Source organism: Nevskia sp. (assembly GCF_023266035.1).
Taxonomy (GTDB): Bacteria; Pseudomonadota; Gammaproteobacteria; order Nevskiales; family Nevskiaceae; genus Nevskia.
On the sequence record NZ_JAHFRY010000057.1, the window covers coordinates 20,306 to 28,641 of the forward strand.

Below are 8,336 nucleotides of genomic sequence, written 5' to 3' on the forward strand. Positions count from 1 at the left end.
TGCAACTCAGCCTCGGTTGAACACCAGCCCAGCGTCGCCGGCATCGACCTGCACGGTATCGCCAGCGGCGAACTTGCCGTTGAGGATCAGGCTGGCCAGCGGGTTTTCGATCAGGGTCTGGATCGCGCGCTTCAGTGGCCGCGCGCCGTAGACCGGGTCGTAGCCCGCTTCCGCGAGCTTCGCGAGGGCTGCTTCACTGAAGGTGATGCCAATCGAACGCTCGGCCAGCCGCTTGTGCAGGTAGGCGGTCTGGATGCCGGCGATGACGCGAATCTGCGCCGCCGCCAGTGGCCGGAACACCACCGCTTCGTCGATGCGATTGATGAACTCGGGCCGGAAATGCTGGCCGACGACGGTCATCACGCCTTCCTTGATCGCGGCGTAATCCTCGCGGGTCGCGCTGTTGCCCATCAGTTCCTGGATCAGCTGCGAGCCGAGGTTTGAGGTCATCACCACGACGGTGTTGCGGAAGTCGACGGTGCGGCCTTGGCCATCGGTCAGGCGGCCGTCGTCGAGCACCTGCAGCAACACGTTGAAGACATCGGCGTGCGCCTTCTCGACTTCATCGAGGAGGATCAGCGAATAAGGCCGCCGACGCACCGCCTCAGTCAGATAGCCGCCTTCGTCATAGCCGACATAGCCCGGAGGCGCGCCGATCAGGCGGCTCACGGAATGCTTTTCCATGAACTCGCTCATGTCGATGCGGACCATCGCGTCCTCGCTATCGAACAGGAAGCCGGCGAGTGACTTGCACAGTTCGGTCTTGCCGACGCCGGTCGGGCCCAGGAACAGGAACGAGCCGATCGGGCGATTGGGATCGGACAGGCCGGCGCGGCTGCGACGGATCGCGTTGGCGACCGAGGTCAGCGCTTCTTCTTGGCCGACCACGCGCTGGCGCAAGGTGTCTTCGAGGCGCAGCAGCTTGTCGCGCTCGCCTTCGAGCAGCTTGCTGACCGGGATGCCGGTCCAGCGGCCGACCACTTCGGCGATCTCTTCCTCGGTGACCCGGGTGCGCAGCAGTTCGAACTTGGTCTGCGTGGTCGCGCTGGCCGCGGCCAGCTTCTTTTCGAGTTCGGGAATCTTGCCGTACTGCAGCTCGGCCATCTTGGCGAGATCGCCCGAGCGGCGCGCTGCTTCAAGCTCGACCTTGACCCGCTCCAGTTCTTCGCGGACACCGGCGCTGCCGGCGACGCTGGCCTTCTCGGCTTTCCACTTCTCTTCGAGATCCGAGTACTCGCGCTCGAGCTTGGCGATCTCGGCCGCCAGCGTTTCCAGCGAGCGCTTGGCGCCCTCGTCGGTCTCGCTTTTCAGAGCTTCGCGCTGGATCTTCAGGCTGATCAGGCGACGTTCCAGCCTATCCATCGACTCCGGCTTGGAATCGCTTTCGATGCGCACGCGCGAAGCAGCTTCATCGATCAGATCGATCGCCTTGTCCGGCAGGTTGCGGTCGGTGATGTAGCGGTTGCTGAGCTTGGCGGCGGCGATCAGGGCGCCGTCGGTGATCTCGACGTTGTGATGGGTTTCGTAGCGATCCTTGAGTCCACGCAGGATGCCGACCGTGTCTTCGACACTCGGTTCGCCGACCAGCACTTTCTGGAAGCGGCGTTCCAGTGCTGCATCCTTCTCGACGTACTTGCGGTACTCGTCGAGCGTGGTCGCGCCGATGCAGTGCAGCTCGCCGCGGGCGAGGGCGGGCTTGAGCATGTTGCCGGCGTCCATCGAGCCTTCGGCCTTGCCGGCGCCGACCAGGGTGTGGATCTCGTCGATGAACAGGATCACCGTGCCGTCGGTCTTGCCCAGATCATTGAGCAGCGCCTTCAGGCGCTCCTCGAACTCGCCGCGGAACTTGGCACCGGCGATCAGCGCGCCGAGATCCAGCGACAGCAGGCGCCGGTTCTTCAGCCCTTCCGGCACTTCGCCATTGACGATGCGCTGGGCCAGGCCTTCGACGATCGCGGTCTTGCCGACGCCGGGCTCGCCGATGATCACCGGATTGTTCTTGGTGCGCCGTGACAGCACCTGGATGACGCGGCGAATCTCTTCATCGCGGCCGATCACCGGATCGAGCTTGCCGGCCATCGCACGCGCAGTGAGATCGACCGTGTACTTCTCCAGCGCCTGGCGCTGTTCCTCGGCGTTCGCGGAATCGACCTTCTGGCCGCCGCGCATCGCATCGATCGCCCGTTCGATGCCGTCCTTCTTGGCACCCGCATCGCGCAGCAGCTTGCCGAGCGCGCTCTTGTCTTCGGTCAGCGCCAGCACGAACAGCTCGGTGGAGATGAACTGATCCTTGCGCTGCTGGGCGAGTTTGTCGGTCAGGTTCAGCAGGCGCGCGAGATCGCTGCCGACGCTGACTTCGCCGGTCGGCGTGCCGATCTTCGGCAGGTTGTCGAGCAATGCGCCGAGCTTGCCGCGCAGGCCATCGACAGCCACGCCGCCCTGGGCGAGCAGCGGCAAGGTCGAACCGCCTTCCTGCTCGATCAAGGCCTGCAGCAGATGGGCAGGATCGATCTGGTTATGGTCGCGGCCCACGGCAAGGCTCTGCGCATCGGCGAGCGCCTGCTGGAAGCGGCTGGTGAATTTTTCCATTCGCATTTTGCGAGCCTCATTCATAAGGAGTAGCGGGATGCCTGCAAGCTGCGGACATTGCTGCGGCTTTCAAGCCGCTTGAAAGCGCGCACCGAGGTGCCATCATCCACTGATCCGGTTAGAGGCTCATTGACCTGCGCGCTTTACAATCCGGAACTCCTTCAGACCCGACTCGGATGAACACCAGCCTCGATCCCACCGCGCCGCCGGATGCTGCCTTCCCGACCCGCGTGCCGGTCACGCCGGCGTCGATCGCGGCTTATGTCGCCGATTCGATCGCGGTGAAGCAGCAGTTGCTGGCCGATAGCGTGCTGCTGGCGAAGATTGCCGAGGTGGTCAGCCTGTGCATCGCCACCTACCGCGCGGGCGGCAAGATTCTGGTCGGCGGCAATGGCGGTTCTGCGGCGGATGCCCAGCATCTGGCGGCGGAACTGGTGGCCCGTTTCGAGTACGACCGGCCGGGCCTGCCGGCGATGTCGCTGAGCACCGATACCTCGGCATTGACGGCGATCGGCAACGATTACGGCTACGAATTCCTGTTCGCCCGCCAACTCCAGGCACTGGCGCGGCCGGGCGATCTGTTCATCGGCATCACCACGTCCGGCAACTCGAAGAACGTGCTGAAGGCCTTCGATGTGGCGCCGAAGCTCGGCGTCACCCGCATCGCGTTGTGCGGCAGCGGTGGCAAGGCCCGCGACATCGCCGAACACGCGCTGTGCGTGCCGTCCACGCACACGCCGCGCATTCAGGAATGTCACATCCTGATCATCCATATCCTGTGTGCGCTGCTCGAGGAAAACCTGTTTCCCGAGCACAAGGCGCCGAAGCCGGCGGTGCTCTAGCAACCACTGTGCGGCAGTCCTAACAACAATCTGCGGAGATCACATTGACCAAGGCGTACAAGAACCAGGAGTTCCTGCTGAGCGACGAAGCGCGCGGCGTGCGCATGCTCTGCGAGTACCTGGAGCCCAAACAGCGTCTTGAAGCGGCCGGCGTCAAGCGGGCGATCATCCTGTTCGGTTCGGCGCGCACGCGGCGCCTGCAACCGGCACCGGGCAAGACCTCGACACCCGACTACTACGCCCTGGCCGCCGATCTCGCCGAGCGCTTCGCCCGCTGGACCACCGACAACCACGAGGGCGACGAGCGCTATTTCCTCGTCACCGGCGGTGGTCCTGGGATCATGGAAGCCGGCCATGAAGGCGGCGCGCGGGTCGATCGCAATCTGAACATCGGCTTCAACATCTCGCTGCCGTTCGAGCAGCACGTCAATCCGTTCGTGAAGGAAGATCACTCCTACGAGTTCCACTACTTCTTCATGCGCAAGTTCTGGTTCATGAACGTGGCGGAAGCCTTCGTGGTGTTCCCGGGCGGTTTCGGCACGCTCGACGAACTGTTCGAAGCGCTGACCCTGACCCAGACCGGCAAGGCAAGGCCTATGCCGGTGGTGCTGTTCGGCAAGGAGTTCTGGGATGGGCTGGTGAACTTCGAGCGTCTGGTCGAGCGCGGTCTGGTCTCGCGCGCCGATGTCGATTCGCTGGTGATGGCGGAGACCGTCGACGAAGCCTTTGAGGCGATCGTCAGCGGTCTGGCCCAGCCGAAGCGGCCACGCCGGACCTAAACCGACAGCGTCACCGTCACCCGCGCACCGCCGAGAAGTTCAGCCTTTCCGAGCGCAATGCCGCCGTCGTAGAGCTTGACCAGCTCCGCCGCCGCACCCAGGCCGATGCCCTGGCCGGGTGTCAGGCTGTCGGCGCGGACGCCACGGCTGAGCAGCTTGTCGGCATCGTCCGGGAAGCCGGGACCGTCGTCGTCGATCAGCAGCGTCAGCATCCGCTGCTGGATCGTCGCCGTCAGGCGGACTTCGGTACGGGCGAACTTGGACGCGTTGTCGAGCAGGTTGCCGAGCAGTTCGTAGAGATCGCCCTCGTCGGCGCGCACGCGCAGCAAGTCCGGCACGTCGATCGTGAAGCGCAGTGACTTCGCCGCGTAGACCTTGGCCAGTGCGCCGGCGATCTTGTCGGCCAGCGGCTTGATCGCCACCGGCTCGGCCAGGGTCCGGCGGCCGGCGGCGGCGGCCTTGCGCAACTGGTGATTGGTGATTTCCTGCATGCGATCGACCGGATCGCGCAGCTTGTCGCGGGCATCGGTCGCCAGGGTCCGGTCATCGACCAGGCCTCTGAGCACGGCCAGCGGCGTCTTCAGCGAATGAGCGAGATCGTCGAGTGCATTGCGGTAGCGCTGCTGCTGGTTGCGCTCGGCGGCGATCATGGTGTTAAGGCCTTCGGCCAGCGGCGTCAGCTCGGTGGGATAGACCGCATCGATTCGCGACTGCTGGCCGGATTCGACGCCGCGCAGCTCGCGCACCAGCTTGCGCAGCGGCGACAGCCCCCAGCCGAGCACCAGCATCTGGACGAGGATCAGCGCCAGGCTGGCGCCGCCCAGCCAGATCCACAGCAGGTTGCGGAAGGCATGCAGCTGGACGTTGTAGTCGTTCTTGTCCTCCATCACCGCGACGGTGTAGCGCTGCGGTTTCGGCTTGGCCGAGAACAGGCGCAGGCCGCCGTTGTCGCTGACCCAGCGGATGCCATAGGTACTGGCGAAGCGGTCGTCGAGCTCGGTGAACAGGCTGGCGCCGACGTCCGGGGCGAGCAGTTCCGGCACCTTGCCGGCGAAACTCGGACTGCGCCAGATGACCTTGCCGGACGCGTTGAAGATCAGCGCTTCGAGCCCGGACTGCACACGCGTCAGACGCGGGTCGGGCAGGGCGCCGACGCTGATCGTCAGTTGATCGCGGTCATTGGAGTCCGCGGCACCGAGCAGCGCGAAGATCATGCCCTGCTGCTTGTCCCGCTGCGCCTGCAGCGCACTGCCACGAAAGGCCTGATCGAGACCGGCGCCGCAAAGCAGCATGAAGCCCATCAGCACCAAGGTGGCGACGACCAGCAGGCGGGTGCGTAGCGACTTCATGGAAGCAGTGGCCAGTGGTCTGTGGCTAGTGGCCAGTTGGAAGCAACATCAAGAGCAATCGCGAGTGGGGCACGGCTCGCTTTCACTGACCACAAGCCACTAGCCACTAAACACTGCTTCTCGGCAGGTTCCAGCGGTAGCCGCTACCGCGCTGGGTGGCGATCGGGTTCAGCGTGTTGTCTGGATCGAGCTTGGTGCGCAGGCGTCGGATGAACACTTCGATGACGTTGGAATCGCGTTCCTCGTCCTCGTTGTAGAGGTGCTCGGTGAGCGTCGATTTCGATACCACCTCGCCAGCGTGCATCACCAGATACTCGAGCACCCGGTACTCATAAGCGGTGACTTCAACCGCCGCGCCGCCGAGGCTGACGGTCTTCGAGGCGGTATTCAGAATGATCGGGCCGGATTCCAGCTGCGGCGAACTCCAGCCGCCGCTGCGGCGGACCAAGGCACGGGCGCGGGCCAGCAGTTCTTCCTTGTGGAAGGGCTTGACCAGGTAATCGTCGGCGCCGGCTTCCAGACCTTCGACCTTGCTCTGCCAGCCGTCGCGGGCGGTCAGGATCAGGATTGGATAGCTGCGGCCCGCCTTGCGCACCGCCTTGATGATGGCGATGCCCGGCGTCTTCGGCAGACCGAGATCGATGATGGCGATATCGAGCGGATATTCGACGGCCATGTACTGGCCTTGTTCGCCATCGGCAGCCGAATCGACGGCATAGCCTTCGTCGCTCAGGTGGCGGCAAACCTGCTCGCGCAGGGCGGGATCATCCTCGACGACGAGCGCACGCATCGACAGCTCCGAACTGACTGAAAGAAAGGTGAGGTTCTACTGGACGTAGACAACGCGGACTTCGCCATCGCGCAGCAGTTTCACACGATAGCCGTTGCCGCTCGGTTCGACGGACAACACGCGGCCGCCGCCGTTCTGGTTCTGCGCCTGCCGTGCGGCTTCGTTCGGCGTCAGGCCGCCACGAGGCTCGCTTTCGCGATTGTCACGGCCCGGCGCCAGGAACGGCGTGTCGAGCCGCAAGCCGCCACGCCGATCCGCCGACGCGGGCGCGCTGCCGAGCAGGCCGGCAGCGAGCACGATCATCAGGAGGGCAGCGCGCATCAATGGCTTCCGGGCTGGAGTGGAATGATGGTTGAGCTTATTGGCGATCAATACGACGCCGGGCGAACGTTGACCTCGACGGCAATACGGTCACCCGGGTCATACGGCAGACGGGTGTCGTAAATGCGGCCGTGGTAACGATAACGCACGTCATAGCCATCAACACGCTGTTCGTAGCGTGAATCCTGAACTGTGGTGCAGCGTTCCTCGTAGCCATAGCTCGGTTCGCGATAGCCGCCACCATTGTTGCGGCCGATGCTGGCTCCGGCGCTGGCGCCGACCACGGCACCGGCAGCGGTGGCGATTGCACGGCCCGAACCCTGGCCGAAACGGTTGCCGACCACGCCACCGACCACCGCGCCGAGCACCGCACCGACGCCGCCGTTGTTGCGGCCGCCGCGATAACCATCGTCGTAGACGACTCGTTCGTCGCGGCATTCCTCGCGCGGCACGGTCACGCGCACGTCGCGATAGATCGGACGGGCATCGACCACCTCGGCGTACTCGATGCCGTCGTCATGACGGCCAGCCTGCGCGGCAGTCGAAGTACCCAGTACGGCAATGGCAGTCAACAGCGCGGTCAGCTTGGTGTTCATGGTCCTTCCTCGGATGGACGTGTCGGATTCCGGCACGGTGCGAGAGTCAATCTACGCAGCGTTCCTGAATTGAGGCTGAACCTTTTTGCGTTCTCCTTCCCCCCGCAAGCGGGGAAGGGAGCAGAGAGCAATCAGTCCTGGTCCAGCCGCGAACGGCTGCGGGTTTCCGGCAAACGGAGGTAGACGGCGAGCGACACCGCGATCATCGCACTGACATACCAGTAGAAGCCGGTCTCGCTGCCGATGCCCTTGAACCACAGCGCCACGTACTCGGCCGTGCCGCCGAACAGCGACACGGTCAATGCATAAGGCAGGCCAACGCCGAGGGCGCGGACGGCCACCGGAAACAGCTCGGCCTTGACGATGGCATTGACCGCCGTATAGCCGCTGACGATCACCAGGCCGGTCAGCATCAGGGCGAACGCGGTCCAGGCGTCGCCGGCCGTGGCCAGCGCGCCGAGCAGCGGCACGGTGCCGAGACTGCCGCCGATGCCGAAGAAGATCAGCAGCGGCCGCCGGCCGATCTTGTCGGACAGCGCGCCGAACAGCGGCTGCAGCAGCATGTAGACGGTCAGCGCCGCGGCCGAGATCAGCGTTGCATCGTCCTTGCTGAAGCCGCCGGTGTTGACCAGGAACTTCTGCATGTAGGTCGTGTAGGTATAGAACGCCAAGGTGCCGCCGAGGGTCAGGCCGACCACGGTTAGCACTTCGCGCGGATGTTCGCGCAGCAAGCGGCGCAGCGGCGCGCGTTCGGGTGCCGCCTGCTTCGCAAAGCTTTCGGTTTCGTGCAGACCGCGGCGCAGCCACAGCGCCGCCAGGGCCAGCAGGCCGCCGATCACGAACGGGATGCGCCAGCCCCAGGCATCGAGTTCGGCCGGCGTCAGCAGCCAGCGCTGCAGGATGATCAGCAGCGCCAGCGCGGTCAGCTGGCCGAGGATCAGGGTCACGTACTGGAAGCTCGACCAGAAGCCGCGATGTTCCTTCGACGCGACTTCGCTCAGATAAGTCGCCGAAATGCCGTACTCGCCGCCGAGGCTCAGGCCCTGCACCAGCCGGCAGATGACCAGGAT

General features: G+C 64.8%; 8 protein-coding genes. 2 read left to right on the forward strand and 6 right to left on the reverse strand.

Annotated elements, in window-relative coordinates; genetic code table 11:
* Positions 1-6: 6 nt before the first annotated feature.
* A complete protein-coding gene (gene clpB / locus Q0D45_RS10635; protein ID WP_366946413.1) occupies positions 7-2,595 on the reverse strand; it encodes an ATP-dependent chaperone ClpB in 2,589 nt (862 codons plus the stop codon).
* Positions 2,596-2,765: 170 nt separating this feature from the next.
* Here clpB and Q0D45_RS10640 point away from each other — a divergent pair, with 170 nt between their 5' ends.
* Complete coding sequence (locus tag Q0D45_RS10640; RefSeq protein WP_293392399.1) at positions 2,766-3,431, forward strand: D-sedoheptulose 7-phosphate isomerase; 666 nt, start codon at positions 2,766-2,768, stop codon at positions 3,429-3,431.
* Between the two features lie 44 nt (positions 3,432-3,475).
* Positions 3,476-4,210, forward strand: a complete 735-nt coding sequence (locus tag Q0D45_RS10645) for a TIGR00730 family Rossman fold protein (protein WP_293392401.1) — start codon at positions 3,476-3,478, stop codon at positions 4,208-4,210.
* Here Q0D45_RS10645 and Q0D45_RS10650 read toward each other — a convergent pair.
* The 5 genes from Q0D45_RS10650 to Q0D45_RS10670 all read right to left on the reverse strand — a co-directional run.
* The gene (locus Q0D45_RS10650; RefSeq protein WP_293392403.1) at positions 4,207-5,559 is read right to left on the reverse strand and encodes an ATP-binding protein; all 1,353 of its coding nucleotides are present in this window, start codon (positions 5,557-5,559) and stop codon (positions 4,207-4,209) included. The genes Q0D45_RS10645 and Q0D45_RS10650 overlap by 4 nt on opposite strands.
* Positions 5,560-5,665: 106 nt before the next feature.
* Positions 5,666-6,349, reverse strand: coding sequence for a response regulator transcription factor (locus Q0D45_RS10655; RefSeq protein ID WP_293392405.1), 684 nt, complete (start codon positions 6,347-6,349; stop codon positions 5,666-5,668).
* Positions 6,350-6,385: 36 nt separating this feature from the next.
* Positions 6,386-6,670, reverse strand: coding sequence for a hypothetical protein (locus tag Q0D45_RS10660; protein WP_293392408.1), 285 nt, complete (start codon positions 6,668-6,670; stop codon positions 6,386-6,388).
* Positions 6,671-6,717: 47 nt separating this feature from the next.
* Complete coding sequence (locus tag Q0D45_RS10665) at positions 6,718-7,266, reverse strand: glycine zipper 2TM domain-containing protein (protein WP_293392411.1); 549 nt, start codon at positions 7,264-7,266, stop codon at positions 6,718-6,720.
* A gap of 131 nt (positions 7,267-7,397) precedes the next feature.
* A partial coding sequence (locus Q0D45_RS10670) for an MFS transporter (RefSeq protein WP_293392414.1) occupies positions 7,398-8,336 on the reverse strand: 939 nt, incomplete at its 5' end.

Excerpts from the sequence above, each read along its gene's own strand:
- Q0D45_RS10665 (WP_293392411.1), bottom strand. The coding sequence starts at position 7,266 with ATGAACACCAAGCTGACCGCGCTGTTGACTGCCATTGCCGTACTGGGT.
- Q0D45_RS10640 (WP_293392399.1), top strand. The coding sequence starts at position 2,766 with ATGAACACCAGCCTCGATCCCACCGCGCCGCCGGATGCTGCCTTCCCG.
- Q0D45_RS10650 (WP_293392403.1), bottom strand. The coding sequence starts at position 5,559 with ATGAAGTCGCTACGCACCCGCCTGCTGGTCGTCGCCACCTTGGTGCTG.
- clpB (WP_366946413.1), bottom strand. The coding sequence starts at position 2,595 with ATGCGAATGGAAAAATTCACCAGCCGCTTCCAGCAGGCGCTCGCCGAT.
- Q0D45_RS10660 (WP_293392408.1), bottom strand. The coding sequence starts at position 6,670 with ATGCGCGCTGCCCTCCTGATGATCGTGCTCGCTGCCGGCCTGCTCGGC.
- Q0D45_RS10655 (WP_293392405.1), bottom strand. The coding sequence starts at position 6,349 with ATGCGTGCGCTCGTCGTCGAGGATGATCCCGCCCTGCGCGAGCAGGTT.